Below are 26,952 nucleotides of genomic sequence, written 5' to 3' on the forward strand. Positions count from 1 at the left end.
CGAACGACCCAAGTGGGCAAAATTTACACATAATGGTGGAGATTATCAAGATAACACGCTTTTGAACGATGATTATCGACCACTCTCGCCCAAACGCATACCTTATCTGGATAATTCACGCATCCTTGGCACTAGCTGTATCTTTTTCCATCCCGAAACAGGCGCGCACGGCTGATGTCGAGAACACCATTGCTCTCTGAAAGCACATTTTCCCCCGTATAATCGGGAATATGCACAGCGATGGTGCGATCTTTCAATCGAGCCAGATAATGCCGGTAGCCATTTCTCACTCCTTGGGAAGAAATGGGCACAGTCTGCGCCTGCACAAGATCGGCAGATGCGATCGTAATTTCAAAAGGCCGGATCATAGCATCAGCCGGACCTGGAGCGATCTCGGCAGCAACTGCAAACGGCAGAACTCCGTCTTCTTCCGGCGTGAACCACCCATCCTGCACGACACCACGGAAGGTAGCGGATTCTCCCAGAAACTCCATCACAAACGCCGTTGCCGGTTCCTTGTCCAACTCTTCCGGGCTGGCATCCTGCATGATGGAACCCTGTTGCATCACCACAATCCGGTCCGCCACTTCAAGCGCTTCTTCCTGATCATGCGTCACCAGAATGGTGGTCAGACCAAGCCGATCATGCAGGGAGCGTAACCACGAGCGAATGGTGCGCCTGACAATGGGATCAAGCGCCCCAAATGGCTCATCAAGCAGCAGCAGACCAGGCCCGGTCGCCAACGCACGCGCCAAGGCGACACGTTGCCGTTGTCCGCCAGAAAGCCGGGCAGGGTAGGCCTTGCCCATATCGGGCAACTGCATCAGATCCAGCAATTCCTGCACGCGGGCGGCAATCTTGCCTTGTGATGGCCGCATGGCCCGTGGCTGAACGTCGAGCCCGAAACTGATGTTGCGGGCCACCGTCATATGGGGAAACAGGGCATAATTCTGGAAAACAAAGCCGATCTTGCGGGCTCTGTCCTGCATGTTCTCCACCTTCTGGCCATCCAGAAGCAGGGAACCGCTTTCACACGTATCAAGGCCCGCAATCGCGCGTAACAATGTTGTTTTGCCTGCGCCGGATGGCCCCACCAACGCAACAAAAGCGCCGGTTGGTACATCCAGAGAAACATCATTGAGCAGCCGCTTGCGTGTACCCGGCGCACACCGCACCAGATTCTGGATTAAGACGCTCATGCCTGTTTTTCCCGCCAGCGGGTGATCCATTCCGGCACGGAACGCAGCAGAACCGCGCTCATCGCCATAGCAGCAAGAAGCGTTGCCATGGTGAAAGCCGCCACAGTCTGGTACCCATTATAAAGACTTTCAATATGCAACGGCATGGTCTCGGTCAGACCGGGGATATGCCCGGAAACAACTGAGACTGCGCCAAATTCCCCCATGGCACGCGCTGTTGTCAGCAAAATACCTGAAAATAGAGCCACCCGAGCACCCGGCAGGGTAACGCGCCACAGAATTTGCCAGAACCCGGCTCCGGCCAGCATCGCGGCCTCCTCAGCATCACGCCCCTGCTGCTCCATCAATGGCACCAGAGTGCGAACCACATACGGGAGCGTCACGAACAAAGTCGCCAGCATGATGCCCGGTACGGCAAAGGCAACGTGGATACCCGCCTGCTCAAGAGCCTGTCCCCACCAGCCTTGCGCTCCAAACAGCAATAACCACACCAGACCGGAGACCACAGGAGAAATGCTGAGCGGAAGCTCCACCAGGACGAGTAGGGCAGAACGTCCCGGAAAGCGATATTTTGTCAGCAACCATGCCGCGAGCACACCAAACAGCGTGTTGACCGCCACGGAAACAACACTGACTTCCAGTGTCAGCCAGATAGCCGCAATACCATCCGGATCTTTCAATGTTTGAAGGGCTGGGCCTATCCCGTTTTTCAGGGCTTCGCTTACCACAACGGCCGGGGGCATCAGCAAGACAATGGCTATGACAGTCCATGAGACCACCCACAGAATGTAGGTTTTCACGCAGCATCTCCCCATGCAGAAAACTTCCGCCGCACCACACCCACAAGAGCAAGGGCTGCCAAAGATGTCAGCAACAGAACAAGGGCAATCGCTGTTGCGCCGGGATAATCGAACTCCTGTAACCTGACCACCACCAGAAGGGGGGCGATTTCACTCCGAAAAGGCTGGTTGCCCGCAATAAAAATCACGGAGCCATATTCTCCAACGCCGCGAGCGAACGCCAACCCGAACCCTGTAATCAAGGCCGGAAGCAATGGCGCGAGAACCACCCTGAGAACAATCTGCCAGGGCCGTGCGCCCAACAGCACCGCAGCTTCTTCCAGATCACGTGGGAGATTTTTCAACACAGGTTCAACTGTACGAACCACAAAAGGTAGCCCTACGAACATAAGAGCCAGAACAATACCGGGCCGACTGTATGCCACCACGATACCGAGCTTAGCTAAAGGGGCGCCAAGCCAACCTTGGGGACCGTAAAGGGTAGCCAACGTAATACCAGATACAGCCGTAGGGAGCGCCAGTGGCAAATCGACCAAAGCATCAGCAACTCTACGCCCCGGCAGATCTCCCCGAACCAATGCCCAGGCAAGAAATAGTCCAATCGGAAGGTTGAACAGGGCCGCCAAGGCCGCAGAGGAAAAGCTGGTCCAGAGGGCGGCAAACATGCGGGTATCATGCAGAGCGCCCACCACAGCACCCATGCCATCCTGCCAGGGACGGATCGCAAGGGCGCATAACGGCAGGACAATAAAAAAACCGGTCCACAACAGCGTTGCCGCAAGGGAAAGCCGGTAACCGGGCAGGGCGGAATCACCACCCCGCAAAAAAGTGAGAAAAGTCTGCCTCATCACATCAATGGCACTTCAAGGAACGGGCCTCTGGCCCTGCTGGCACGCTCACATCGCAGCATTTGATCTGCGCCAAACACTGGAGCAGGTGAGGCGAAACATCAGCCATGTCACTTTCCTCAACGCACACCAAACCCGGTTCCTGAAAAGGCCAGAAACCGGGTTTCAAGCGAAAAAGTCTTACAAACTCGATCAGGAACGCGCGCGTGCTGCACCTGATAACGCCGTGGCGTCTTTCACGAAAGACGCAAGCGTTTTTATAACATTTTCCGCGCTGCCTGAGGCCGTCTTCAGATGAAGGGCAGGAGCCTGAGGTGCTTCATAGGGAGCATCAATCCCCGTGAAACCGCTGATCTTTCCAGACCGTGCTGCTGCATACAGTCCTTTAGGGTCACGCTGTTCACACGTGGAGAGATCAGCGTCCACAAAGACTTCTTCAAAACCTTCCCCAATGATCTGGCGGGCAAGAGCCCGATCAGACTGCAAAGGAGAAATCAGGGCGACCAGTACAACCTGTCCTGCATCCCGCAGAATACGGGCGACTTCAGCCGCGCGCCTCACATTTTCGGTCCGGTCCACTTCCGAGAACCCCAGATCCTTGCACAGGCCTGTGCGCAGCGTATCTCCATCCAGCACCGTCACATCCAGCCCGGCGGCAAACAATGCAGCTTCAGCTCCGCGCGCCAACGTGCTTTTTCCGGCACCTGAAAGCCCTGTCAGCCAGAACACGGCACCCCGATGCCCTTTGATCCGTTCGCGGTCCTGCAGGGTAACAGTGCTGGCACTTGGATGAATGACTTTTTCACCAGCCGCAATTGCAGCCGGTCCAATCAACGGTGCCCCACCAACAATACGCTGCTGACGGTCAACCAGCACGCCGCGCCCATCTGCGGTGCCCGGCACAAACGGATCAAACTGCACGTTTTCCGAGGCAGAAAGCGTGATTTCCGCGAAGCCTTCGGCGGGAACTTCTTCGCCCGGCTGTTCGGTCAGGTCGTCCAGATTCAGAACGGAATCAATGGACGTGACCGTTACAGCATGCTCTGCCGTAGCCAGACGCAGCTTGAAGCTTTCCCCAACCCGGAGAGGCTCCTGACGCAGCCAGAACAGACGCGTCCGAATACGGGACGCCTCAACCGGCGGTTCTTCCCGCAGATGGAGGAGATCACCACGGTCTGGAATAACATCCGGCTCCAGCGTAACAGCAATGGACTGCCCCGCCACAGCAGCAACCTGCGGTGCAGTATGCCAGCTTTCAATGGATGCAATGCGCGCAGGGGTCTTCTGCGTTCCGATAATAACCGTATCACCAACGCGCACACGCCCACGCTCGATACGCCCGGCCACATAGCGCTTGTCGTTGAAGCGATATACGTCCTGCACCGGCAGACGTAGCGGCAGATTGGCGCGTGACGCAGGTGAGGGAACCTGTGCCAGAGCCTCTGTCAGCGTCGGTCCATCGTACCACGGCATACGCTCGGAACGGGAGGCGATATTATCGCCGTCACGGGCAGAAGCAGGCACGAACAGCGCGGCTTCCAGATCAAGCTTGCCAAGAAGTTCAGAAACAGACTGCTCAACCGCTTCAATCTTCTTCTGGTCAAAATCAAGCAGATCGACCTTGTTCAGCAACACGATGACATGCCGGATTCCAATAAGATGCAGCAACATGGCGTGGCGACGGGTTTGCTCACGCGCACCTTCAGCAGCATCCACCACCAGCACGGCGGCTTCTGCATCTGCGGCACCTGTAATCATGTTGCGCAGGAACTGACGGTGTCCCGGCGCATCCACAATCACAAATTCCCGCCCACCCAGCAGGAAAGGGATACGTGTAGAATCAACAGTCACACCCTGGTCACGCTCAATCTGAAGAGAGTCGAGCAGGAAGCTCCACTCGATCTTCAGGCCGCGCTTTTTGGATGACTCAATAATCTGGGCAACCTTACCTTCCTGAAGGTTGTCCGTGTCGTGAAGCAACCGGCCGATCAGGGTCGATTTTCCGTGGTCAACATGCCCCACGATAACAATAGGAGTTGCCGCGTCCTGAGACGAAATAACGTTTTGGCTCATGATGAAATTCCAGTCCGCACTAAAGATCAGAGATAACCGGCAACACGAAGCCGTTCAAAGGCATCTTCGGACTCATGGTCCATGGCACGGCCTGCGCGCTCAGATGTGCGGGTGGTTTCAAGCTCGGCAATAACTTCAGCAACCGTGGCTGCATTACTTTCCACCGGATTTGTAATATCCTGATCGCCCAAAGAACGATAGCGCTTGCCATCTTTGGCAAAATACAGATCAACTAGCGGAATGCCTTCGCGTTCAATGTAGCGCCAGATATCAATCTCACGCCATGAAAGCAGAGGATGAACGCGGATATGCATCCCTTCTTCATGCGGGGTGGCATACTGGTCCCAGAATTCGGGAGGCTGGTTGCGGATATCCCATTTATGGCTCGCACCACGCGGACTGAACACACGTTCCTTGGCGCGCGTGCCCTGTTCATCACGCCGAATTCCAGCAATCACGCCCTGCAGATGATGCTTTTCAATCATCGCAGCAAGGCCAGCCGTTTTACGAGCAGCCGAACGCGCGGCCGGCGGCAAAGAAGGGTCCATGTCTTCTACAGGCGGGCAGGTGCCCAAAAGCAGGTCCAGATCCCATTTCTTGGCGTATTCATCACGGAACGCATACATTTCCGGAAATTTTTTGCCCGTATCCACATGCATGACAGGAAACGGCACACGCCCAAGAAACGCCTTTTTGGCAAGCCAGACCATAACATTGGAATCCTTGCCCAGAGACCACAACATGGCCAGGGGGCGAAGCTTGCGATAGGCTTCCCGAAGAATAAAGACGCTTTGCGCCTCAAGCTGATCAAGATGGTCCATGTTACGATCAAAACCCGTTTCTAGAAAAATAGATGTGAACCTGGAGTGGTGGAAAAAGGCGCATCAACCTGCCGTATGGATGCCGCATTCCGTTTTAGAAAGTCCGGCCCAGCGTCCTGCACGCGCATCTTGGCCTGCGCCCACGGGATGCGTGCAGGGTGCACAACCAATGGAAGGATAACCTTGGACGACCAAAGGATGAGGCGGTAGGCCACGCCGTGCCATTTCCTCAGTGATTTCTGCACCCGTCCAAGCTGCAAGAGGATTAAGCCGCACCTGCCCATCAGCTTTTTCCTCAACAACAGGTAGTGCCGCGCGGGTGGACGCCTGACCGCGCTTTCGGCCCGTCACCAACACAGCATAGGGCAGGGAGGCCGCATCAAGCGGTTCGACCTTGCGCAACTGACAGCAAGCATCCGGGTCAAACGCCCACAATTCTCCGGTGGGGTCTCGCGCTTCAAGCGCCGCTTTCTGAGGCTTTATGTCCTGCACATTGGTCAGCCCCAAAAAGCGAGCCAACTCGGCACGGTAAGCCAGCGTTTCTGGAAAATGTTTTCCTGTTTCCAGAAACAGCACAGGCATATCAGGCGTTGCTTCCGCTACAAGCGCAAGAAGCAACGCAGATTCCGCACCGAAGGAAGAGAGAACCGCAATTCTGTCTTTGAGAAGCCGAAAGGCTGACCGCAAAAGTTTGACAGGGTCATCTTCCTCTGCACGCAGCATGGAGAGAACCTGTGGTTCAACAGACATAAAAGCACTTTCCAAAAAAGCCATTGATTGCCGTGCCCGCCCTCAATTACACACGAAAACGGGCATCTTCAAGGACAATCCACACAAAATGAACGCGAAATTTGCATCCAAGCCATACATAAGGCTCAAGGCACATTTAAACTTGCGCCACAAAAACCACATTATTTTTTCGTGATATATCTCTTAGCCTGCCACGGAGCACCCACAACCCAAACAGCCTTTACTGCTGTTCCGCAGATAGATCCCATTGCTTATGTGGATAGCCGCAGCAACGGTTGGCAGAACGGTTTTTGTGAGAAATCAGCCAGAAACCGAGAATATTAAACACAGAGCAAAGACCGTCAAAACCATAGACTTAAAGCCGGGAGCGCTACCAGGATCCACCCCCGTTACCATTTAGTTGGCATAATATACCTTATGCGATTTTTATGCGCGCTTTAAAATACGCTCTAAATGATTGGCATAGTCTTTGCCTCACGGCTCTGCACAGTCCCTGCCATCATCCTCCCTCCCGTAGTCAGATGGCTACAGGACTGTGCTGCTACCTATAATTACTGAACGGGCGGCTTCGGATTATCACGACGGAACAGTGCCCATTCTTCCATCACGGTTCCGTCCGGCAGATGGCAAAAATTAACCTGCCCTTTCTGGTCATCGTGCTGGGTGGTCAACGTGCCGCCTTTCTTGGTGCAATAAAGCGTGGCTGGATTAGGCATCCGTAACGGCCGCACCCGCTGTGTTGACCGATCTTCATGGTGTGGTGTCTGGCAACCAGCCAGCATGCCAAGCGTGCTCACCATCAGCGCTGCCTGCATTGTACGTTGAAAAATCTGCTTCATGACCTGATTATCCTGTTCAATTCTTACAGAATGGTACGGCCAAAAGCAGGTCTCTTCCCCCGCTCCTATTCCGACCCGTATCGCGTGTTGTTGCCCTAAAATTCAAGACTTGTCATGCCTGTTCTCAACGCCATGCCGGGACAACACATCGACAACCCAGTCCGCAAAAACCTGAATCCGGCGGGAAAGATGTTTTCTGTGAGGATAAACCAATGCCAGCGGCAAGGTCTCTGCCTGATAATCAGGCAGAACTTCAACCAGACGTCCCGCCTGCAAATCTGCCTTAACATCATACGCCGGCACCTGTATCAGGCCCAAGCCTGCCAGACAGCACGCAATCAAGGCTTCGGCACTGTTCACTGTTACCCGCCCTGCCATTTCGTGTCTGTGCAGTCCGTGAACTTCGTCCACCCATTCCCATGCCTCCATGCGCCCGGTACCGGGAGAAGCATAATGCACTTCTTGATGATGAATCAGATCTTCTGGCACCATCGGGCAACCATACCGCGCCAGATAAGCAGGACTGGCCACATTCACCAAAGGAAGTTCCGCAATTTTACGGGCGATCAGGCTGGAATCCTGCAAAGGCCCAACACGCAGAACACAATCCACACCATCTTCAACCAGATTGATGGGCCGATCCGTTACGCCCAGTTCAATATCGATATCCGGATAGCAATCAAGAAATTCAGGCAATGCAGGTGCCACAACAAGCCTCCCTATCCGTCCCGGCATGTTGACCCGCAATAACCCACGCGGGCTGACGTGATTCTGCCTGAACAGATTTTCCACATCCTCCACCTCCACAATCAGCCTTACACAATGGTCGTAAAAGGCCTGTCCGTCAGGCGTGGCGGAAACCGAACGCGTCGTCCGTGCCAGCAACCGTACCCCTACCCGTTGCTCCAGCATCTGAATGGCAGTGGAGACACTGGAGCGGGGCATTCCCAGAAAATCTGCCGCCTTTGAGAAGCTTCCTGTCTCCACAACGCGCGTAAAAATCCGGAACAGATCAATCCGATCCATACCCTTCTCCAGAACTCAATGATTGTCCTGTTTTTACGACATATGTTGTCGAAAATTACAAATTTATTCGCCTAATGCCGACCAATATTATTGTCCTCAGTCTTGTGGCTGTCACTCATGCACAAAACAGGAGATACACTATGGTTGACCATTCTCTTCGCGGAAAAACAGTTCTCATCACCGGAGGCGCCAAAAATCTTGGTGCCTTGATTGCACATGATCTGGCTGCCCATGGTGTAGGCGCTATTGCTATTCATTATAATAGTGCCGCCACAAAAGCCGATGCTGACAAAACGCTGACAAGGTTAACGCAGGCAGGCGTCAAAGCCGTAGCCTTTCAGGCAGATCTCACAACGGCAGCCGCAACAACAAAGCTGTTTGCGGACACTATTGCCGCCATCGGCAAGCCCGATATCGCTATCAACACCGTTGGCAAAGTTCTCAAAAAACCGATCATGGAGACAACTGAGGCTGAATTTGACGAGATGTTTGCCGTCAACACGAAGGCTGCCTATTTCTTCCTGAAAGAAGCAGGCCTTCACCTGAAGGATAACGGCAAGATCGTCACGCTTGTTACGTCTCTTCTGGGGGCCTACACGCCCTTTTACTCTACCTATGCAGGCTCAAAATCCTCGGTGGAGCACTTTACCCGTGCTGCGTCCAAGGAATTTGGCGCACGTGGCATTTCCGTAAACGCCATTGGGCCCGGCCCCATGGATACGCCGTTTTTCTACGGGCAAGAAGCGCCTGACGCTGTAGCCTATCACAAATCCGCCGCGGCCCTTTCGCCTTTCAGCAAAACCGGCCTGACGGATATTGAAGATGTCGTGCCGTTTGTTCGCACGCTGGTTTCTGATGGATGGTGGATGACGGGACAGACCATTCTGGTTAACGGCGGTTACACGACAAAATAAGTCCACACCGCTTGCAGGAAGAAGGTTTTTGTCTCCCAAAAGCCTTCTTCTTGGAGTTGGCTTTTTCATAGAGATATCAGGAAGACCGATCCAGAAATCAGCCGCTGGTTTTAGAGCGTGTCGTCAGTTAAGTAGGATAATGATTGAAGCGAACTGCACGGCTGCGAGGAAGGTCGATTTCAGCTTGTCGTAGCGTGTTGCGATAGCACGGAACTGCTTGAGTTTATTGAAGAACCGCTCGACAAGGTTCCGTTCGCGGTAGAGAGCGAAGTCGGTTTCCCGTTGGGTTGTTCTATTGCGTTTCGGCGGGATGACCGGAGTAATCCCGCGCTGTGTCAGCCGATCAATCAGTCTGTCCGCGTCATACGCCCTGTCGGCGAGGAAGGCATCCGGATCGATGTTTTCCAGCATCGGTTCCGCCTGGCTGATATCCGCATCCTGCCCCGGTGTGATGCCGAGTTCCACCGGATTGCCCAGAGCGTCGCAGATGGCATGGATCTTTGTCGTCAACCCGCCTCGTGATCGTCCGATGGCCTGATCCGCGCCCCTTTTTTGAGGGCTCCGGCACTATGCTGATGTGCCCGGACAATGGTGCTGTCGATCATCATGTATTCATTGTCGTGATCCGCGGCTAGATGGCGAAAGATCCTCTCAATAACACCGCTTTCACACCAGCGGCGCAGACGCCGATGCACGTTTTTCCAGTCTCCGAAACGGGCAGGAAGATCACGCCATGGAATGCCTGCGCGATAGCGATACAGCACGGCCTCCACGAACAGGCGGTTGTCCGCTGCTGTGCCGCCGACATGACCTTCACGACCGGGGAGAAGGTCTTTTATCCGTTCCCACTGATCGTTGCGTAAACCGTAGCGCCGCATCTGTTGCTCTCCCACAAAATCGGGAAAACAGTCAGCACAGGACGCCACAAAGTACAACCCTCACGTGCCATACTCAGCGCTTAACTGACGACACGCCGTAGTGACCGAAAAACAGCCCTGTTTTGACGCGATATACGAGCCAAGCCCCCTGAAAAGCCCTTGTCGGCTACCTTCAACAGCCCAGCAGGCCAACTTGCTCGGCATTTGAATCCGCTATTTCAAACGCCGTTTGAACCAGCAGCATGTGAGGACGGGCAAAGATTTTTTTCAGACCCCAAAAACCGATCTGAAAGCACGATGTGACCAGCGGGACAACAATCCGGTGTGTTCCGCCACAAGCTTCTCAGCAGTCCGACCATACTGATTTTTCGAGACACCTTCTTAATTGGAAGAAATCCCGTCTCCCTCAGAATGACGCACGCTGGCGTTCAGGCTGCAAAGCAGATATGATGTTATCTTTATATCATAAAAAATCCGGTTTCTCACATGCCCGATGGTTCTTCTCCTGTTTCCCGTCCCTCCTCCACCATGTCTGCGTCCGGCGTAACTGGCGTTGATATTCGTCATGACTGGACAGTAGCTGACATTCAGGCTCTGCTGGATCTGCCATTCCCTGAACTTATGTTCCGGGCCCAGACTATTCACCGGGCCAGTTTTGACCCGACAGATATCCAGATTTCCACCCTTCTTTCCATCAAGACTGGCGGCTGTCCGGAAGATTGCGCTTATTGCCCGCAGAGTGCGCGGCATGAAAAAAGCGTTAAAGCTGATCGCCTGATGGCTGTGGAAACCGTATTGGCAGAAGCCCGCAAGGCGCGTGACGCCGGGGCAAGCCGCTTCTGCATGGGGGCCGCATGGCGTTCCCCCAAAGAGCATGATCTGGAAACCGTCTGCGCCATGGTGGAAGGTGTCAAGGATCTGGGGCTGGAAACGTGCGTCACTCTCGGCATGCTGGATTCCGCGCAAGCCGGAAAACTCAAGGATGCGGGGCTGGATTACTACAACCACAATCTGGACACTTCCCCCGAATTTTACGGTGAAATCATCAGCACCCGCACTTATCAGGATCGCCTGGATACGCTGTCCCATGTGCGTGATGCCGGCATCAATGTCTGTTGCGGTGGTATTGTTGGCATGGGCGAAAACGAGACGGATCGGGCTGGCCTGATTGCCGCGCTTGCTACCCTCCCCACCCATCCTGAAAGCGTGCCCATCAATCTGCTGGTGCGCGTAAAAGGTACTCCGCTGGGCGAAGCCGAAGAAATTGATCCGCTCGACTTTGTACGCATGATTGCCGCAGCGCGCATCACCATGCCCAAAAGCCGCGTGCGTCTTGCTGCGGGCCGTGAAAACATGAGCGATGAAACGCAGACCCTCTGTTTCCTGGCGGGAGCCAACTCCATTTTTTATGGGGAACGGCTACTGACCACTCCCAACCCTCAGGCTCAGCGTGATCGGGTTCTGCTTGATCGCCTGGGTATGCACACTACAGGGATTGGTCTGGACGCAGCTCAGGCCTGAGCTGCCCTGACCTTTTAAAACAATGACTTACTCCGTAAAGGAAATGTTCCTCACCCTTCAGGGAGAAGGAGGACAGGCTGGTCGTGCGGCCGTGTTCTGCCGCTTTACCGGGTGCAATCTGTGGACCGGGCGTGAGGAAGATCGCGCCAAAGCCACGTGCCAGTTCTGCGATACGGACTTCATTGGCACCGATGGTTCCGGCGGTGGGAAATTTGAAAACGCTGATGCCCTGGCAGATGCAATTGCGAGCCTGTGGCCTGACAAACCTGTTTCACGTTCCGTACCGGGGTTGGTAGTCTTTACGGGAGGAGAACCCCTCCTCCAGCTTGATACCCCTTTGATTGATGCCATGCACCAACGAGGCTTTAAGATCGCAGTTGAAAGTAATGGCACTGTCGCAGCACCTGACGGGATAGACTGGCTGTGCATCAGCCCCAAAGCCGGCGCACCGCTTGAACAGCAGCACGGAACTGAGCTCAAACTGGTTTTCCCGCAATCGGGACTTGATCCCGCTACGCTGGAAAATCTCGACTTCTCACATTTCTGGCTTCAACCCATGGACGGGCCAGAGCAAAGCGCCAATATACAGGCTGCCATCCGCTACTGTATGGCGCACCCCAAATGGGGTCTTTCTCTTCAGACCCACAAGCTGACCGGTATTCCCTGATCCATGGCCTTCCCTCTCAACGCTCAAAAAGAATCAGCTCTTGTTCTGTTTTCTGGCGGACAGGATTCCGCAACCTGTCTGGCGTGGGCGCTGGCCCGCTTCAGCCGTGTGGAAACCATGGGGTTTGATTATGGCCAGCGCCATGCGGTGGAACTGGAATGCCGCGAAGCACTGCGTGAAGGTATGCGGGCTCAAAATCCGGTTTGGGCTGAACGTTTGGGCATGGATCACACTCTGGCCCTTGGCGCGCTTGGCGATATCTCAGAAACAGCACTGACTCGCGATGCTGAAATCGCAATGGCTGAAGGGGGCCTGCCCAACACCTTTGTGCCGGGCCGGAACATCATCTTTCTGACCTTTGCCGCGGCCCTCGCAGCCCGGCGCGGCATCCGGCATATTGTCACCGGGGTATGTGAAACCGACTATTCCGGCTATCCGGATTGCCGGGATGACACCATAAAAGCCGTTCAGGTAGCCCTGAATCTGGGGATGGATGCGCGCTACGTGCTGCACACCCCGTTGATGTGGATCAACAAGGCTGAAACATGGAAACTGGCTGAGGAACTGGGTGGCGATGATCTTGTCACCCTGATTAACCGTGAAAGCCATACCTGTTATCTTGGAGAACGCACAGCGCTCCACGCGTGGGGCCATGGCTGCGGAAAATGCCCTGCCTGTGATCTCCGCCGAGCGGGATGGGAAGACTATGAAGCGGAGAAGGCTCATGCCTAATCTGGTTTTTACCCGGCGCTTTTCCATGGGCCATCGGCTTATTCATGGCGCCAGCGAGTCCTGCGCTCTACCTCATGGGCATAATGAATTCGTAACTGTAAAATTATCCCCTACCCACCAGACCCGTCTGGATGGCAAAGGCAATATGCCTGTTTCGTTCCAGAAAGCCAAAAGCACCTGGCATCGTTTTGTAGATGAGAAACTGGATCATGCTTTGCAACTGGCAGAAGATGACCCTCTTCTGGGATGGTTTCAGGCCCATGAACCGGAGCGTGCACGCCGCATTGTGGTAACGCCTGGTGACCCCACCACGGAACTGATGGTCTGCCTGATGATGGCGAAGATCAACGCCTTTCTGCGGGCAGAAGGAGATATGCTCCGCTGCACGGAGCTCTCCTTACAGGAAACCCCGACAAACACGGTCACATTCAGCGGAAATCCCGACGAAATCATTCCGATGATCCGCCCTCCGGCTGAATGCTGGTGGCAGCGGGCTGACATGAGTATTTCGGACGCAACCTGAAACCAGCGCCAACAGAATTTGGCGCGTTGTCTATCTTCGAGGCTGTTTGAACAATAAGCCGCAGAGAGTCAGCAAGAAATTTCCGGGGCTAAAAAGATAGACTTTAAGACCCAACGCTTAGTACTCAGAACAATACTCCCACGTGCGTGACCTCAAAAAAGCCGTTCCAGTCCAGCGGGCTAGGACAGACTTTCTCAAATAGTCTCCCATCTGTCGGAGGCATTCTCAAGACAGGGCCGCCCATGCCGGAACCTGTTCCACCCCATCCTCTTTGCTGAGGATTTTGGAAATTCAAAGCTGGCTCGTCTGCTGGACTGAAAACCAGCCAAGAAGCCCTCTTTTGTGCCCATATGGTCTCATATACGGAGGTGGAGGGGCCGAAAAATCCTATCTGAACGTTTCTATCACTAGAAATATCAATAGGTTGCACTTTCGATATAATCGAAAAAAGAGGGGCTTTCGAACCCTATAGATAGATGCCCCTGAACCTATTCCATTCTTTGCCAGCTAAAAATTAGTCTGGGCCCTGTTAGCAGGCGACCCAGACATTTTGGCTGTTCTCTATTCTTTCAGATTCAGGACTGTGGTGGTTTTATCGCGAAGCTGAGTGCACAGTTCGGGATTATCGGCCAGCTTCTGCCCGAAAGACGGAATGATTTCCTTCAGCTTGGCATCCCATTCCGGCAACTTGTCTGCAAAGCATTTTTTCAGCACCGTCAACATAATGGGTGCCGCAGTGGATGCACCGGGAGAAGCGCCCAGCAATGCCGCAACCGAACCATCCTGACTGGCGATAACTTCGGTGCCGAACTGCAGCACCCCACCCTTTCTGGCGTCTTTCTTGATGATCTGCACACGCTGGCCTGCTGTCACCAGTTCCCAGTCTTCAGACCGGGCTTCAGGCACAAAATCCCTCAGGGCGTTTATACGTTCACTATTGGACTGCAAAACCTGCTGGATCAAATATTTAGTCAGCGGCCAATTATCCTTCGCCACGGCCAGTATGGCACCGATATTGTTGGATTTTATGGACCGGGGCAGATCCAGCAAAGATCCGTTTTTCAGGAAACGGGTGGAGAACCCTGCATAGGGCCCAAACAGGAGTGCCCGCTGACCATTGATCATCCGGGTATCAAGATGCGGGACAGACATGGGCGGAGCCCCGACTGAGGCCTTGCCGTACACCTTTGCATGATGCTGGGCGATGATATCCGGGTTCTTGCAACGCAGAAACTGACCGCTGACCGGGAAGCCACCAACACCACGGGATTCCGGAATACCCGTCTTCTGGAGCAGAGGAAGCGCGCCACCACCGCCGCCAATAAATACGAACTTGGCGCTGACGGTACGTTGTGTGTTCAGGCGTAAATCCTGAACCTGAACACGCCAGCGTCCATCCTTCCCCTGTTTGATATCCTGAACTTCGTGTTTGGTATGCAATGTGCAGGCTGGAGTGCTGGCCAAATATCCGAACAGCAGGCGCGTCAAGGCTCCAAAATTCACATCCGTGCCGTTCAGGCTCCGGGTTACAGCCAGTTTCTGGCCAGCGGGCCTATTTTTCATGGCCAACGGCATCCACTGCGCCATCTGCGCGGGGTCTTCCGAATATTCCATGCCTTCAAACAACGGATGCGCACTCAGGGCTTCATACCGCTTCTTCAGAAAACTGACATTCGCATCGCCCCATACAAAGCTCATATGCGGCACGGGCGTAATGAAGTCACGTGGGGTAGCAATAATCCCCTGCTCTACCAGATACGCCCAGAACTGACGGGAAATCTGAAAGGATTCGTTAACGGCAACAGCCTTGCTGATATCCACGCTGCCGTCAGCCTGCTGCGGGGTGTAATTGAGTTCGCACAACGCGGAATGGCCGGTGCCCGCATTGTTCCAGGCATCCGAGCTTTCTTCCGCCACGTTATCCAGGCGTTCAAAAATACTAATGCTCCAGTCTGGCTGAAGCTGTCTAAGAAAAGCCCCGAGCGTGGCGCTCATTACGCCTCCACCGATCAGGACGACATCAACGGAAGAAGAGGTATCGGTCGTGGTGGAACTCATCATGGTCTCCGAATTGGTCAGCCCTGTCCTGTTTTGTCCGCACAAAAAGAACAGTGCCGGAAAGCATTTCCGAATGCAGCGCTTCCTGCCATGACGCAAGAGCAGAGGCAGACGGAGCCGCACCTATGGGAGAGTCATATGCCACACCTTCGCTGCAAACATCTTCTCATCTCTGCGAGAGCGGAGCAGCATTGCACTGAACCCCCGAGTATTGCGCACGTTCACACCGCGACCCGTCAACGCGTATTGCAAAGGAAGATGATATGGCGATCAAGAAATTCGGCACTGCCCATTGGGAAGGTCCCATCAAGGAAGGCAAAGGCACAGTTTCTACAGAAAGTCAGGCTTTGAACCAGCAGCCTTATGGCTTTAATACACGCTTTGAAGGCAAACCCGGCACCAATCCGGAAGAATTACTGGGCGCGGCCCACGCTGCCTGCTTCTCCATGGCGCTTTCCCTTATTCTGGGTGACGCGGGGCTTACGGCAAAATCCATCGACACAAAGGCCGAGGTCAGCCTGAATAAAGCGGCTGACGGTTTTGAAATTGACGCCATTGCCCTGACGCTCAAGGCTGACGTTCCCGGCGCGTCCAAGGAACAGTTTGAAGAACTGGCTAACAAAGCCAAGACAGGCTGTCCTGTCTCCAAACTGTTCAAGGCAACAATTACGCTGGATGCGACACTGGTCGCCTGATCAGCCGATCTGGCCTCGGTGCCGCAAAAGATGGTCTGCCAATACGCAGGCCATCATCGCTTCTCCCACCGGCACAGCACGAATACCCACACAGGGATCATGCCGCCCTTTGGTGATGACGTCTTTTTCCTGTCCATCACGCGTGATGGAAGGAACAGGAGCCAGCATGGAACTGGTGGGCTTGACTGCAAACCGCGCCACTATCGGCTGCCCGCTGGAAATGCCCCCCAGAACGCCGCCTGCATGATTAGCCCCAAACGCCACTTTCCCGTTTTCCATGAAAAGCGGATCAGCATTTTCCACACCAGTCAGGGCAGCGGCGGCAAAGCCGTCACCAATTTCTACCCCCTTAACGGCGTTAATACTCATCAGTGCCGCCGCAAGGTCTGAATCCAGTTTCCCGTAAACAGGAGCTCCCAGACCTGCTGGCACGTTTTCAGCGACGACTTCAATCACTGCCCCAATGGAAAGACCAGCTTTACGGATACCAGAAAGGTATTCTTCCCATTCTGGAACGACCGCAGCATCGGGGCAGAAAAAGGGGTTACGCTCCACCTCCTCCCAGTCCCACCGGCTCCGGTCAATTTTGTGCGGGCCAAGTTGAACCAGCGCGCCACGCACACGAATATCATCCCCCAGAAGACGCCGGGCGATTGCTCCGGCCGCAACACGGCAGGCAGTTTCACGCGCGGAGGACCGTCCCCCTCCGCGATAGTCGCGAATACCGTATTTCAGATCATAGGTCAGATCTGCATGGCCGGGCCGGTAGGTCTGGGCAATATCACCATAATCCCGTGACCGCTGGTCCGTATTTTCAATCAGCAGGGAAATAGGTGTACCTGTGGTCTGTCCTTCAAACACGCCAGACAGAATACGCACCGCATCCGGCTCACGCCGCTGGGTGGTAAAGGCAGATTGCCCAGGCCGCCGACGGTCCAGAAAAGGCTGGATATCAGCTTCTGTCAGCGCCAGACGCGGCGGGCAGCCATCCACGACACAGCCAATGGCCGGTCCATGGCTTTCCCCCCATGTGGTAACACGAAACATCTGGCCAAAGGTGTTGTAGGACACGGCTTTACTTAGTCCCCAGCGACAGAAATATCAGGTGCGGTCGGATTTTTCATGCCCACCATGTGGTAGCCACTATCCACATGATGAACTTCACCCGTCACGCCGGAAGAAAGGTCTGAAAGCATGTAGAGCCCGGCTCCGCCCACTTCTTCAAGAGCCACATTGCGTTCCAGCGGTGCGTTGTACTGGTTCCATTTGAGGATATAACGGAAATCACCAATGCCACTGGCGGCAAGGGTCTTGATCGGACCAGCAGAAATGGCGTTTACCCGAATGGCATCCTTACCCAGATCTGCCGCCATATAACGCACGGAGGCCTCAAGAGCCGCCTTTGCGACACCCATCACGTTGTAATGCGGCATCACACGCTCGGCCCCCAGATAGCTCAGGGTAAGCAGAGAACCGCCATTTTTCATCAGACGCGCTGCACGTTGTGCAACGGCCGTGAAGGAATAGCAGGAGATATCCAGCGCCGTCAGAAACGCATCCCGCGGGGTGTCCACATACCGGCCACGCAGATATTTTTTATCTGCCCAGCCAATGGCGTGCACCACAAAATCAAGCTCACCCCATTCCTGTTCAAGCTTTGTGAACACGGCATCAATAGCTGCATCATCAGTCACATCGCATGGTAGCACCAAGGATGCGCCAATGCTTTCGGCCAGAGGTGTCACGCGCTTGCCCAGAGCTTCACCCTGATAGGTAAAGGCCATTTCCCCGCCCTGAGCCGCCACTGCGCTGGCAATTCCCCATGCGATGGAACGATCATTGGCCACCCCCATGACCAACCCTTTTTTACCCTGCATCAGCGTACCCTTTGCGGGCAATGTGGTGTCATGAGACGACATGCTGCAAACCTCGACCTATCTGTTTACGAATGTGCAAGAACTTTAAGTCGGGTGGTCGCATACCCGCACGGACTAAACAAGACCTTGCGTTCGTCCTTTGGCTGAAAACCTGCCCGTCTGCCACATACCTGCTGATTACACCGGGAAAATGAAAACTGTCAGGCACTCTACTCAACCGCATTTCCCTGGTTTCTCAAGAAAAGCAGACCACTGGCAGTAATCGCCTCTCCTCACCCTCCGCCATTAGCAGTATGAAAACAGAAACGGGCTCGCACCCTTTGACCATCCGATGCGAGACAAAGAGGACAGCATGACTGAACAGACACTTATTGATCTGAACGCAGACCCATTTGAGCTCTTTTCCGCATGGATGAAAGAAGCCGAAAAAACCGAGCCTTCTGACCCCAACGCCATGGTGCTGGCCACCAGCACGCCCAATGGCCATCCCTCCGCACGTATCGTTCTCCTGAAGGGCATGGATCGGCGTGGTTTTGTTTTTTACACCAACCAGCACAGCCGCAAGGGCGAAGAACTGGCAGCAGACCCTAATGTTGCCTTGCTGTTCCACTGGAAGAGTCTGCGGCGACAGATCCGGATTGAAGGAACGGTCACCCCGGTAACACCCGAAGAAGCCGATGCTTATTTTGCGAGTCGGAGCAGGATATCACGGCTGGGGGCCATTGCCTCTGACCAGTCCCGCCCCTTGGCTGACCGTTCCATTTTTGAAGCACGCCTGAAAGCGGCTGAAGAACAGTATGGAGAGGGTGATATTCCGCGTCCGGCCAACTGGTCCGGGTACCGAGTGGCTCCTGCTGCGTTTGAGTTTTGGCAAGAGCGTCCTTACCGGCTGCATGATCGGGCCAGATGGACACCCGATGGAAATGAATGGAATGTAACCCGGCTGTATCCTTAACAGCCATTTTATGACAGCGTTGAATGAGAGATGGGGACATAAAAAGAATGAAAGACGTTAGAAAAATACTGCTTCCCTTGCCCAGCATCTCAAATGGTGAAGCGGCTCTGATACGCGGTTATAATTTTGCTCGCCGGTTTGGGGCGCACCTTGCCGTGCTGCATGTCCGTCCAGACGGACGAGACATTGCGCCTATGGCAGGCGAAGGACTTTCAGGCGCCATGGTGGAAGACCTGATGCGCTCCGCAGAGCATGAAAGCGCTCGCCACGCGCACGAAGTGCACCAGCTTTTTGAGCAGTTTGCCGCCACCCATCCGGATATTCAGGTTGTGCCCCCACGCTCTCCCTTCCCATGGGATGAGCCAAGCATGAGCTTCAATATTCTCTCCGGCGCGGAAAGCGAGATCGTACCTGCCCACGCACGGCTTTCTGACTTTACGCTGGTCCCTCACCCGGATTCAGGAGAAGAAGTCTCGTCCTCCGAAACCCTGCATGCCGTCCTGTTTGACAGCGGGCGCCCCGTTGTCATCGCGCCGCGCACTCCACCGCAGGGCCTTATCAAACGGGTCTGTATCGGCTGGAATGGCACTGCGGAATCCTCCTCGGCACTGCGCGGAGCGTTGGCTTGGGCACTGACGGCAGACGCTGTACGTGTACTGCATTGTGAGGATTATCAGCGCCGCGGTCCCAAAGCACGGGATGTGCTGGATTACCTGTCTTTCCATGGCATCAAGGCAGATGCGGTTGCCTTCAACCCGGTAGATCGGGATGTCGGCAAAGGACTCCTAGCCGCCTGTAAGGATTTCGATGCGGACATGCTGGCCATGGGCGCGTATTCCCATTCCCGTCTGCGCCAGCTAATTCTGGGCGGCGTAACCCGTCATGTTCTGGAACATGCGGACCTCACCGTTCTGATGAGCCGCTAACCCGGCAAGCATAATACTGCGTCTCGTTCCCTCCCTTTTACGGGATGGGCGAGAGGCAGAAAAAAGAGAGAAAAGCGGCCATAGTTCAGGAGCAGGAAACAGACGCTCGCACTGAAATGGGCGCAGGCTCGTCCACGCTCAGGGTCATACCATCCCATGCTGGCTCCATGGTGTCTGGCAGATTATTTTTCATCCAACGCCAGTCCATATCCGTTCCCATATGGGTCAGAATGGTTCGCCGCGGTTGAAGGATATCCTGCCATTCCACAACCCGTTCCAGCCATGCATGAGCGCTGTGGGGTTTTTGCTGGAAGCAATCGACAATCCACGTCTCAACCCCGGCCAAGGCAGCCAGGGATTCCGGACCTAGCTCAACCACATCCGTGCTGTAGGCAAAATTTCCACACCGCAATCCGCTGGAATGGATACGGCCATGAACCTGCTGAAATACGGTAAAAGGATAGCCTGCCATTTCAAACTGTCCCTGCTCAGGCACAGGGCAGGCCTCAACAACCGCACGAAAAAATTCAGGTGATGTCCATGGTTTGAAGACGTAATCAAACCGCGTCTGGATTTCATCAAGCACCGAAGCCGCGCCATAAGCCTTGATTGGCTGCCGGATAATACGATTGATCCCACGTACTTCGTCCAGCCCCGCGATATGGTCTGCGTGAGCGTGGGTATAAAAAATGGAACGAAAAGCCTTGATGCCGTTTGTCAGAAGCTGAGCCCGGATATCCGGGCTGGTGTCCACCAGAATATTTTCGCCGTTTCCCATTTCCAGGAAAATAGAGGCACGGGAGCGACGGTTTTTCGGCTCTGCTGGGTCACAGCGCCCCCAGATGCCGTGCCCATCTTCTCCTCCCAGCATCGGCACACCAGCCGAGCCGCCACACCCCAGAATGGTGACCTTCATTTCTCCCGGCCTCTCCCCACTCATGCCGCCTTACGGAACAGCCGATAAAAATTTTCAGTGGTCATGCGCGTGAAGTCGGCCATCTCCTGACCCCGAACCTCTGCAATACAGGCTGCGGTATAGGCCACATACGCGGGCTCATTCCTTTTACCCCGCCGCGGCACAGGAGCCAGATAAGGAGAATCTGTTTCCACCAGAATCCTGTCAGCCGGCAGGGTACGGGCTACCTCACGGAACTCACCGCACTTCGGAAACGTCGAAATACCGGAGAAACTGACATATCCTCCCAGATCGACAACACACTGGGCCAGTGCGGCGCTGGAAGCAAAACAGTGCAGCAGAATAGGGAATGCCCCAACCTCTGTTTCTTCCCGGAGGATCTGCGCAATATCCTCATCCGCCTGTCGCGCGTGGATGATGATCGGCACGTTCAACTCGCGGGCCGCCCCAATATGCTGCCGAAAGCTCTCCTGCTGAAGGGGGCGTACGCTTTCTTCCCCATGGAAATAATCCAGACCACTCTCGCCGATCCCGATTACTTCCGGAGCATCTGCACATGCCGCAATCGCCTGCACGGAGGGCACGGGCTCTTCCTCAACATGGTCTGGATGCGTGCCCACAGTGCACCATACGCGCACGTCAGGCGTGCTGAACTGTGTCAGTGCTTTTTGCTGGTCAGCACGTGCCAGACGCGTACCGATGGTAACCATGCCACTCACGTTTGCTTCTTTGGCTGCTGTCAGAAGCACGGGAATTTCTTCCGCCGTAAAGTGATCCAGATGGCAATGAGAATCGATCAGTCCTGCCATGGTAGAACTCATGAAGGCTCTTCCGTGGGTTCTACATAACGCGGGAAGATACCCTGTGGCGCTGGCAGCTTGCGCCCAGCCGGAATCAGGGTTTCCAGTGCAGCGAATGTCCGCTCACCGTCTTCAACCCCAAGCTGGGTCAACATGCGATCCATGCTCTGCGGCATGAACGGCTGAAGCACTGTGGCAATACCGCGCAATGCATCCAGTAGCACCCGCAGAACGTCTTTCATCCGTTCGACATCGGTCTTACGCAGCGCCCACGGAGCCTGATGATCAATGTAGGCATTGCCTGCCCGGATTACTTTCCAGACATCTTCCAGCGCATCCGTCAATGCACAGCGTTCCAGTTGGGCGGCCATCAACTCCGGCAGAACACTCACCTGCCCCAGGAGATGGGTATCAGATTCCGTCAGCACCCGACGCTCTGGAATGATACCATCGCAGTTTCGGGCAACAAGAGAGAGCGTGCGCTGGCAGAGATTGCCAAGATCGTTCGCAAGTTCCACGTTGTTGCGCGTGATCAGAGACTTGCGAGAAAGATCACTGTCTCCGCCAAACGGCACTTCCCTCAGCAGAAAGAACCTGACGGCATCCACACCAAATTCTTTTGCCAGATCACGCGGATCGACCACATTGCCCAGAGATTTGCTCATCTTCTGGCCTTCAATGGTCCACCAGCCGTTCGCAAAAATCTTCTTTGGCACCTCAATATCGGCAGCCATCAGAAAGGCTGGCCAGTAAATGGCATGGAAACGGGCAATATCCTTGCCCACCAGATGCAGGTTTGCAGGCCAGAACGCAGCACGGGGCGCGTCAGGATTAGGGTAGTCCAGCGCACTCAGGTAATTGGCAAGAGCATCAAACCAGACATACATCACATGGGCTTCATCCCCCGGCACGGGAATGCCCCATTTAAAACTGGTGCGGCTGATGGACAGATCGCGCAGCCCCTGCTTCACGAAGCTGACAATCTCGCGCTTGGTGCTGTTGGGGCCTAGAAATTCAGGATGACTTTCATACAGTTCCAGCAATTTGTCCTGAAATGCTGACAGCTTGAAAAAATAGGAGGGCTCCTTCACCCAATCGACAGGTGCACCGGTAGGAGCAACTTTCTTGCCCTCCGGCCCGTCAATCAGTTCATCTTCACCGTAGAAACACTCATCCCGAAGAGCGTACCATCCTTCATAAGCCCCCAGATAGATGGCACCACTTTCTGCCACTTTCTGCCAAAGAGCCTGCGCACCGGTAATATGACGCGGTTCCGTCGTGCGAATGAAGTCATCATAGGAGATGGCCATGGCATCCGCCATGTTCCGGAAATCCGCAGAAACACGGTCCACAAAAACTTTGGGGTCAATACCTGCTGCCTGTGCAGCCTGTTCCACCTTCTGGCCGTGCTCGTCCGTTCCGGTCAGAAAAAAGACCTCGTCCCCCGCCAGCCGGTGAAAACGCGCCATGACGTCCGCCGCAACGGAGGTATAGGCGTGCCCGATATGGGGGGCGCCATTCACGTAATAGATTGGGGTCGTGACATAAAAACGGCCGGTCATGCTTTACTCGCAATGGTCATGGCTTGGAGAAGAGATTCCTGTTTATCCAGATTGAAGCGTTCCGTCTCGCCCTGAAGACGCATAATGGCCTCCCAAGCCTGAGCAAGAGCATTGGACTGATTAAGCCCCTGCCGTGCGGACTGACGCGCCCTATTCTGAAGAAAATCAGATAACAGACTGAAAAATAAATTAAAACCGTCGTCTTTGCGCAAAACAGCTTCAGCAATCTGATAGGATCGACTGACAGAAACACCCGCCACAGCTTCCTGCGCCAGATCAGCCATCTTACCGCCTTGATCCGCCAGAAGGGCAAGCGCTCTTCCGGGTGCTCCCTGCGCGCTTTCAAGCATACGCGTCATGTCATCTGGAGAAACGTCCGGCACCTGCCGAACAATCACACTTTGCAGGCTATGCGTATCAAGGGGAGCCAGATCAAGCTTACGGCACCGGCTGCGAATGGTGGGTAACAACCGGCCCGGAGCAGAACTGGTCAATAAAAGCACAGCCTGCGGAGGCGGTTCCTCCAAAATCTTCAAAAGGGCATTGGCGGCACTTCTGTTGAGCCACTCCGCACCATCCACAATCACAACGCGCCAACCTCCCTCCGCCGCTGTGCGGCGCAGGAACGCGTTAATAGGCCGGACCTCATCCGCAACAATTTCGCCACGAAACCGCTGCCGTTTCTCATCAAAACTTCGGCTAACGACCAGAAGGTCCGCATGTGTTGCTGCGGAGATGCGCCGCCCTGCCGGACTATCCGCATCTTCTCCGCCCAATATAAGGCGCGCCACGCGAAATGCGAACGTCGCTTTGCCTATGCCCGGTGGCCCGGCAATAAGCCACGCATGAGGCATTCGTCCGGAAGCAAGAGCCATGCGAAAGGCCTGCAACGCGGCCTCATGCCCTTGCAGATATAGTGATGCAAGGCGCGGGTCCTCCTGCATGATAGTCCTTTACTGAAGACGTGCGCGAATATCTTTGACAATCATGGCATTGACCGCCTCTGGTGAGAGGCCATCCGTGCTGATACGGCGGACGCGGCCGGTATCCTGCCGGGCGATCTCCTGAAAACCCGCCAGAACCCGGGCGTGAAACCCTTCATCTGACAGTTCATAACGATCAACTGGAGCCCCCCGCGCTGCCAGCCGCAGACGAGCGACATCCCGCGGAGCTTCCAGCAGAAACGTCATATCCGGATCACGACCCAACTGCTCCTGCAGACGAGAAATCAGGCGCAAGACATCCAGGTTTCCCTCTGCGCGGCCATAACCCTGATAAGCCAGCGTGGAATCCGTAAAACGATCACACACCACCACTTTCCCGGCTTCCAGCGCAGGCGTGATCACCTGATCAACATGATCATAGCGTGCCGCAAAATGCGTTAGAATCTCCGCCCGGAGAGAGAGCGGATGTTTACCAAACAGAAGAACCTGCCGTAATTCTTCGGCTCCTGGAGAACCACCAGGTTCCCGCGTGGTCACAACATCCACACCAGCGGAGAGAAGTGCTGCCTGCAGCAGTTTAAGCTGCGTGGACTTCCCTACGCCTTCTCCACCCTCCAGCGTAATAAACAGACCTTTACTCATGTCTTAAAGATGCAGTCTGCGGGCCGCACGCCCCAGAACACCCAGCGCAGGCACATCCTGCCCGACCACAACGGGTACCAGCGCCTGTCGACCACCCGGCAACAACACCGTCAATTGCCCAGCAGGCTGCCCCTGCTTGAGGGGAGCAGCCAACGGTCCCTGATAATCCAGAGACACATGCGTTGAGTTGCGCCAACCATGGGGCAACAGCATGGTGAAGTCCTGCGCCACAACCAAGGGGACTGTCTGAACCTGCCCCATCCATACGGGAGCCTGTTCTACCACATCCCCTTTGCTGAGAATTTTTGCGGATTCAAAGTTGGCAAACGCCCATCCCATCAACCGCTCGCTCTCACGGGCACGAACATTGGACGTTGGCATGCCATTCAGAGCCAGAATGACGCGACGCCCTTCCCGTTCAGACGATGCACATAAACCAAAACCACCTGCATCCGTGTGGCCAGTCTTCAGGCCATCCGCCAGTCCCTTGACCACCAGAGCATTCCGGTTTTCCTGCCGGATCTTGTTGAAGAAAAACTCTTTTTCCGAGAAATAATGATAATATTCTGGAAAATCATGGATGAGACGCAAGGCAAGATACGCAACATCGCGTGCGGACATATAGTGGCCGTCAGCAGGCCAGCCCGTTGCGTTCAAGAAATGTGAGTTAGTGAGCCCCAACTTCCCTGCCATCTCATTCATCAGGGCGACGAATTGCTCTTCCGACCCAGAGATACCTTCAGCCAACACCACGCAGGCATCATTACCAGACTGGATCACCATACCCTGGATAAGATCTTCAACAGAAACGCTCTGCCCCAATGGCACGAACATCCGTGATCCCTGCATGCGCCACGCTTTTTCGCTCACCGGCAGGGTCTGGTCCAGCTTCAGGCGGCCAGATTTCAGCATGGTGAAGGTAACATACGCCGTCATCATCTTGGTGAGAGATGAAGGCGGCATCCGTTCATCCGCTGCCTTTTCAAGCAACGTTGCGCCGCTGTTGTAATCCAGAATGCAGGCCCAGCGCGCTACGGTATCCACCGGCCCTACCGGCGTAACGGCGGGCGTTTCCGGTACGGGAGCAGGCTGCGTGGCCGCTGCTGCGGCAGGTGCATGCACATGGGCCGCGCCACCCCTTACCTTACGGGCAAACGCATTGAATGAATAACCAGTGGAGGCAAGGGCCGCACCCCCTGCGAGAAGAAACCGGCGAGTATGCACGTTCTTTCCTATTCGACGACAATATGAGATCCGGTTAAACCATCAGCAAGGGCATGCCTCAGGGCCATATCCGCCTCGCTTATAGTCGCAAACGGTCCGTGACGGACAGCCCACATTTTTCCCTGCTGGGTAAATGAAGGGACAACAGACGCTCCCTGATGGGCCGCCTCTCGGGCGGCAGCGTAACGGGACGTAAAAGGAGATCAGACAGAACAATGGGACCATCTGCCACTGTAGCTTCCTGCGGCGCAGACTGCTGAACAGCCGGAACAGCGCGCCCGACTCTGGCCCCTGCCTTCGCTTCTTTCAGCTGGGTCTGGGTTACTGTTTCCAGTGGGGCCGCATTGATCTGCAACATGGGGCCACCGGGCAGGATTTCAGCAAGATGACGGCTGGCTGCTTCATCTTCCACAATTCTTACACGCGCTGGCGCGGTTCCCATTCCCAGCAGATCCGCTGCCTTACGTGACAAGCCAAGCAGGCGACCAATTTCCTTCGGGCCCCGATCATTCAGCCGGACCGTTACTTCCCGCCCATTATCCAGATTCATCACCGTAACCACCGCAGGCAACTGCAAGGTGGGATGGCTTCCTGTCATGGTCGCGTCATCACGCACTTCACCATCCGTAGTTAGCGCTGATGCGGTCTTTTCCTGTTTCTGACGAACAGCCAAGCCTGTCGCCTGATAGGAAAAATCCTCTCTGGGATAGAACCAGGCATTTTCCACCTGCCAGCCCGACCCCACCACATAATGTACGGAAG

27 protein-coding genes and 1 pseudogene are annotated in these 26,952 nt (G+C 55.0%); 8 read left to right on the forward strand and 20 right to left on the reverse strand.

Features of this window, described 5'->3' with window-relative positions:
• Positions 1 to 131: 131 nt before the first annotated feature.
• The 8 genes from ASN_RS17235 to ASN_RS17270 form a co-directional block, all read right to left on the reverse strand.
• Positions 132 to 1,199: a sulfate/molybdate ABC transporter ATP-binding protein gene (locus ASN_RS17235; RefSeq protein WP_058988949.1), complete on the reverse strand. Its 1,068-nt coding sequence runs from the start codon at positions 1,197 to 1,199 to the stop codon at positions 132 to 134.
• The gene (locus ASN_RS17240) at positions 1,196 to 2,014 is read right to left on the reverse strand and encodes a sulfate ABC transporter permease subunit (protein WP_058988950.1); all 819 of its coding nucleotides are present in this window, start codon (positions 2,012 to 2,014) and stop codon (positions 1,196 to 1,198) included. Before ASN_RS17240 ends, ASN_RS17235 begins: the two co-directional genes overlap by 4 nt.
• On the reverse strand, positions 1,996 to 2,847 hold the full coding sequence (gene cysT / locus ASN_RS17245; RefSeq protein WP_058988951.1) for a sulfate ABC transporter permease subunit CysT: 852 nt from the start codon (positions 2,845 to 2,847) through the stop codon (positions 1,996 to 1,998). Before cysT ends, ASN_RS17240 begins: the two co-directional genes overlap by 19 nt.
• Positions 2,848 to 3,039: 192 nt before the next feature.
• Complete coding sequence (gene cysC, locus ASN_RS17250) at positions 3,040 to 4,920, reverse strand: adenylyl-sulfate kinase (RefSeq protein ID WP_058988952.1); 1,881 nt, start codon at positions 4,918 to 4,920, stop codon at positions 3,040 to 3,042.
• A 26-nt stretch (positions 4,921 to 4,946) separates the two neighbouring features.
• Positions 4,947 to 5,741: a sulfate adenylyltransferase subunit CysD gene (cysD, locus tag ASN_RS17255; protein WP_006557924.1), complete on the reverse strand. Its 795-nt coding sequence runs from the start codon at positions 5,739 to 5,741 to the stop codon at positions 4,947 to 4,949.
• Between the two features lie 63 nt (positions 5,742 to 5,804).
• Positions 5,805 to 6,491: a phosphoadenylyl-sulfate reductase gene (locus tag ASN_RS17260; protein ID WP_058989440.1), complete on the reverse strand. Its 687-nt coding sequence runs from the start codon at positions 6,489 to 6,491 to the stop codon at positions 5,805 to 5,807.
• 551 nt (positions 6,492 to 7,042) lie between these two features.
• A complete protein-coding gene (locus ASN_RS17265) occupies positions 7,043 to 7,330 on the reverse strand; it encodes a putative hemolysin (RefSeq protein ID WP_058988953.1) in 288 nt (95 codons plus the stop codon).
• A 102-nt stretch (positions 7,331 to 7,432) separates the two neighbouring features.
• On the reverse strand, positions 7,433 to 8,356 hold the full coding sequence (locus ASN_RS17270; protein WP_058988954.1) for a LysR family transcriptional regulator: 924 nt from the start codon (positions 8,354 to 8,356) through the stop codon (positions 7,433 to 7,435).
• Positions 8,357 to 8,496: 140 nt separating this feature from the next.
• Here ASN_RS17270 and ASN_RS17275 point away from each other — a divergent pair, with 140 nt between their 5' ends.
• Positions 8,497 to 9,270: an SDR family oxidoreductase gene (locus tag ASN_RS17275; protein ID WP_058988955.1), complete on the forward strand. Its 774-nt coding sequence runs from the start codon at positions 8,497 to 8,499 to the stop codon at positions 9,268 to 9,270.
• Between the two features lie 123 nt (positions 9,271 to 9,393).
• On the opposite strand, the gene ASN_RS19075 is transcribed toward ASN_RS17275, so the two are convergent.
• Positions 9,394 to 10,148 (reverse strand): IS5 family transposase gene (locus ASN_RS19075; protein ID WP_099048343.1). Its coding sequence is split into 2 segments (ribosomal slippage): positions 9,394 to 9,818 and positions 9,818 to 10,148, totalling 756 coding nucleotides; the frame shifts between segments, so codons are not numbered across the junction.
• 486 nt (positions 10,149 to 10,634) lie between these two features.
• On the opposite strand from ASN_RS19075, the gene bioB reads away from it, so the two are divergent.
• Genes bioB through ASN_RS17305 form a run of 4 tightly spaced genes read left to right on the forward strand, consistent with a single transcriptional unit; the run spans position 10,635 to position 13,591 of the window.
• On the forward strand, positions 10,635 to 11,669 hold the full coding sequence (gene bioB, locus ASN_RS17290) for a biotin synthase BioB (protein ID WP_058988956.1): 1,035 nt from the start codon (positions 10,635 to 10,637) through the stop codon (positions 11,667 to 11,669).
• Positions 11,670 to 11,691: 22 nt separating this feature from the next.
• A complete protein-coding gene (queE, locus tag ASN_RS17295) occupies positions 11,692 to 12,336 on the forward strand; it encodes a 7-carboxy-7-deazaguanine synthase (protein WP_058988957.1) in 645 nt (214 codons plus the stop codon).
• Positions 12,337 to 12,339: 3 nt separating this feature from the next.
• Complete coding sequence (queC, locus tag ASN_RS17300; protein ID WP_058988958.1) at positions 12,340 to 13,068, forward strand: 7-cyano-7-deazaguanine synthase QueC; 729 nt, start codon at positions 12,340 to 12,342, stop codon at positions 13,066 to 13,068.
• Positions 13,061 to 13,591, forward strand: coding sequence for a 6-pyruvoyl trahydropterin synthase family protein (locus tag ASN_RS17305; protein ID WP_058988959.1), 531 nt, complete (start codon positions 13,061 to 13,063; stop codon positions 13,589 to 13,591). Before queC ends, ASN_RS17305 begins: the two co-directional genes overlap by 8 nt.
• Before the next feature lie 561 nt (positions 13,592 to 14,152).
• On the opposite strand, the gene ASN_RS17310 is transcribed toward ASN_RS17305, so the two are convergent.
• A complete protein-coding gene (locus ASN_RS17310; RefSeq protein WP_058989441.1) occupies positions 14,153 to 15,649 on the reverse strand; it encodes a malate:quinone oxidoreductase in 1,497 nt (498 codons plus the stop codon).
• Between the two features lie 263 nt (positions 15,650 to 15,912).
• Here ASN_RS17310 and ASN_RS17315 point away from each other — a divergent pair, with 263 nt between their 5' ends.
• A complete protein-coding gene (locus ASN_RS17315) occupies positions 15,913 to 16,344 on the forward strand; it encodes an OsmC family protein (protein WP_058988960.1) in 432 nt (143 codons plus the stop codon).
• Here ASN_RS17315 and aroC read toward each other — a convergent pair whose 3' ends face one another.
• Together aroC and fabI are read right to left on the reverse strand one after the other, a co-directional pair.
• On the reverse strand, positions 16,345 to 17,415 hold the full coding sequence (aroC, locus tag ASN_RS17320; protein WP_058988961.1) for a chorismate synthase: 1,071 nt from the start codon (positions 17,413 to 17,415) through the stop codon (positions 16,345 to 16,347). It abuts the gene before it with no gap.
• 8 nt (positions 17,416 to 17,423) lie between these two features.
• Positions 17,424 to 18,263 (reverse strand): enoyl-ACP reductase FabI, encoded by an 840-nt coding sequence (fabI, locus tag ASN_RS17325; protein WP_006557604.1) that lies wholly within the window; start codon positions 18,261 to 18,263, stop codon positions 17,424 to 17,426.
• Between the two features lie 310 nt (positions 18,264 to 18,573).
• Between fabI and pdxH the strand changes: the two genes are divergently transcribed.
• Positions 18,574 to 19,176, forward strand: a complete 603-nt coding sequence (pdxH, locus tag ASN_RS17330) for a pyridoxamine 5'-phosphate oxidase (protein ID WP_082666843.1) — start codon at positions 18,574 to 18,576, stop codon at positions 19,174 to 19,176.
• A 47-nt stretch (positions 19,177 to 19,223) separates the two neighbouring features.
• The gene (locus ASN_RS17335) at positions 19,224 to 20,102 is read left to right on the forward strand and encodes a universal stress protein (RefSeq protein ID WP_006557606.1); all 879 of its coding nucleotides are present in this window, start codon (positions 19,224 to 19,226) and stop codon (positions 20,100 to 20,102) included.
• Between the two features lie 85 nt (positions 20,103 to 20,187).
• On the opposite strand, the gene ASN_RS17340 is transcribed toward ASN_RS17335, so the two are convergent.
• From ASN_RS17340 to ASN_RS20360, 8 genes and pseudogenes are all read right to left on the reverse strand, one after another.
• Positions 20,188 to 21,018, reverse strand: a complete 831-nt coding sequence (locus tag ASN_RS17340; protein ID WP_058988963.1) for an MBL fold metallo-hydrolase — start codon at positions 21,016 to 21,018, stop codon at positions 20,188 to 20,190.
• A 20-nt stretch (positions 21,019 to 21,038) separates the two neighbouring features.
• Entirely contained in the window at positions 21,039 to 21,827 is a 789-nt protein-coding gene (locus ASN_RS17345) for a TatD family hydrolase (RefSeq protein WP_058989442.1), read from the reverse strand.
• Between the two features lie 8 nt (positions 21,828 to 21,835).
• A complete protein-coding gene (metG, locus tag ASN_RS17350; RefSeq protein WP_058988964.1) occupies positions 21,836 to 23,380 on the reverse strand; it encodes a methionine--tRNA ligase in 1,545 nt (514 codons plus the stop codon).
• Positions 23,377 to 24,324: a DNA polymerase III subunit delta' gene (locus tag ASN_RS17355; RefSeq protein ID WP_058988965.1), complete on the reverse strand. Its 948-nt coding sequence runs from the start codon at positions 24,322 to 24,324 to the stop codon at positions 23,377 to 23,379. The genes metG and ASN_RS17355 overlap by 4 nt, the downstream gene beginning before the upstream one ends.
• 9 nt (positions 24,325 to 24,333) lie before the next feature.
• On the reverse strand, positions 24,334 to 24,966 hold the full coding sequence (gene tmk, locus ASN_RS17360; RefSeq protein WP_058988966.1) for a dTMP kinase: 633 nt from the start codon (positions 24,964 to 24,966) through the stop codon (positions 24,334 to 24,336).
• A 3-nt stretch (positions 24,967 to 24,969) separates the two neighbouring features.
• The gene (locus tag ASN_RS17365; RefSeq protein WP_058988967.1) at positions 24,970 to 26,190 is read right to left on the reverse strand and encodes a D-alanyl-D-alanine carboxypeptidase family protein; all 1,221 of its coding nucleotides are present in this window, start codon (positions 26,188 to 26,190) and stop codon (positions 24,970 to 24,972) included.
• Between the two features lie 8 nt (positions 26,191 to 26,198).
• Positions 26,199 to 26,309 (reverse strand): annotated as a pseudogene (locus ASN_RS20355) (septal ring lytic transglycosylase RlpA family protein); the annotation flags it as partial.
• Positions 26,270 to 26,788, reverse strand: a complete 519-nt coding sequence (locus ASN_RS20360; protein WP_231948528.1) for a septal ring lytic transglycosylase RlpA family protein — start codon at positions 26,786 to 26,788, stop codon at positions 26,270 to 26,272. The pseudogene ASN_RS20355 and the gene ASN_RS20360, both read right to left, overlap by 40 nt.
• Between the last annotated feature and the right edge of the window lie 164 nt (positions 26,789 to 26,952).

Source organism: Acetobacter senegalensis (genome assembly GCF_001499615.1).
GTDB lineage: Bacteria > Pseudomonadota > Alphaproteobacteria > Acetobacterales > Acetobacteraceae > Acetobacter > Acetobacter senegalensis.

What these genes read in the sequence shown, in the direction of transcription:
- ASN_RS17235 (WP_058988949.1), bottom strand. Translation starts at nt 1,199, where the DNA reads ATGAGCGTCTTAATCCAGAATCTGGTGCGGTGTGCGCCGGGTACACGC.
- ASN_RS17240 (WP_058988950.1), bottom strand. Translation starts at nt 2,014, where the DNA reads ATGGGGAGATGCTGCGTGAAAACCTACATTCTGTGGGTGGTCTCATGG.
- cysT (WP_058988951.1), bottom strand. Translation starts at nt 2,847, where the DNA reads ATGAGGCAGACTTTTCTCACTTTTTTGCGGGGTGGTGATTCCGCCCTG.
- cysC (WP_058988952.1), bottom strand. Translation starts at nt 4,920, where the DNA reads ATGAGCCAAAACGTTATTTCGTCTCAGGACGCGGCAACTCCTATTGTT.
- cysD (WP_006557924.1), bottom strand. Translation starts at nt 5,741, where the DNA reads ATGGACCATCTTGATCAGCTTGAGGCGCAAAGCGTCTTTATTCTTCGG.
- ASN_RS17260 (WP_058989440.1), bottom strand. Translation starts at nt 6,491, where the DNA reads ATGTCTGTTGAACCACAGGTTCTCTCCATGCTGCGTGCAGAGGAAGAT.
- ASN_RS17265 (WP_058988953.1), bottom strand. Translation starts at nt 7,330, where the DNA reads ATGAAGCAGATTTTTCAACGTACAATGCAGGCAGCGCTGATGGTGAGC.
- ASN_RS17270 (WP_058988954.1), bottom strand. Translation starts at nt 8,356, where the DNA reads ATGGATCGGATTGATCTGTTCCGGATTTTTACGCGCGTTGTGGAGACA.
- ASN_RS17275 (WP_058988955.1), top strand. Translation starts at nt 8,497, where the DNA reads ATGGTTGACCATTCTCTTCGCGGAAAAACAGTTCTCATCACCGGAGGC.
- bioB (WP_058988956.1), top strand. Translation starts at nt 10,635, where the DNA reads ATGCCCGATGGTTCTTCTCCTGTTTCCCGTCCCTCCTCCACCATGTCT.
- queE (WP_058988957.1), top strand. Translation starts at nt 11,692, where the DNA reads ATGACTTACTCCGTAAAGGAAATGTTCCTCACCCTTCAGGGAGAAGGA.
- queC (WP_058988958.1), top strand. Translation starts at nt 12,340, where the DNA reads ATGGCCTTCCCTCTCAACGCTCAAAAAGAATCAGCTCTTGTTCTGTTT.
- ASN_RS17305 (WP_058988959.1), top strand. Translation starts at nt 13,061, where the DNA reads ATGCCTAATCTGGTTTTTACCCGGCGCTTTTCCATGGGCCATCGGCTT.
- ASN_RS17310 (WP_058989441.1), bottom strand. Translation starts at nt 15,649, where the DNA reads ATGAGTTCCACCACGACCGATACCTCTTCTTCCGTTGATGTCGTCCTG.
- ASN_RS17315 (WP_058988960.1), top strand. Translation starts at nt 15,913, where the DNA reads ATGGCGATCAAGAAATTCGGCACTGCCCATTGGGAAGGTCCCATCAAG.
- fabI (WP_006557604.1), bottom strand. Translation starts at nt 18,263, where the DNA reads ATGTCGTCTCATGACACCACATTGCCCGCAAAGGGTACGCTGATGCAG.
- pdxH (WP_082666843.1), top strand. Translation starts at nt 18,574, where the DNA reads ATGACTGAACAGACACTTATTGATCTGAACGCAGACCCATTTGAGCTC.
- ASN_RS17335 (WP_006557606.1), top strand. Translation starts at nt 19,224, where the DNA reads ATGAAAGACGTTAGAAAAATACTGCTTCCCTTGCCCAGCATCTCAAAT.
- ASN_RS17340 (WP_058988963.1), bottom strand. Translation starts at nt 21,018, where the DNA reads ATGAAGGTCACCATTCTGGGGTGTGGCGGCTCGGCTGGTGTGCCGATG.
- ASN_RS17345 (WP_058989442.1), bottom strand. Translation starts at nt 21,827, where the DNA reads ATGGCAGGACTGATCGATTCTCATTGCCATCTGGATCACTTTACGGCG.
- metG (WP_058988964.1), bottom strand. Translation starts at nt 23,380, where the DNA reads ATGACCGGCCGTTTTTATGTCACGACCCCAATCTATTACGTGAATGGC.
- ASN_RS17355 (WP_058988965.1), bottom strand. Translation starts at nt 24,324, where the DNA reads ATGCAGGAGGACCCGCGCCTTGCATCACTATATCTGCAAGGGCATGAG.
- tmk (WP_058988966.1), bottom strand. Translation starts at nt 24,966, where the DNA reads ATGAGTAAAGGTCTGTTTATTACGCTGGAGGGTGGAGAAGGCGTAGGG.
- ASN_RS20360 (WP_231948528.1), bottom strand. Translation starts at nt 26,788, where the DNA reads ATGACAGGAAGCCATCCCACCTTGCAGTTGCCTGCGGTGGTTACGGTG.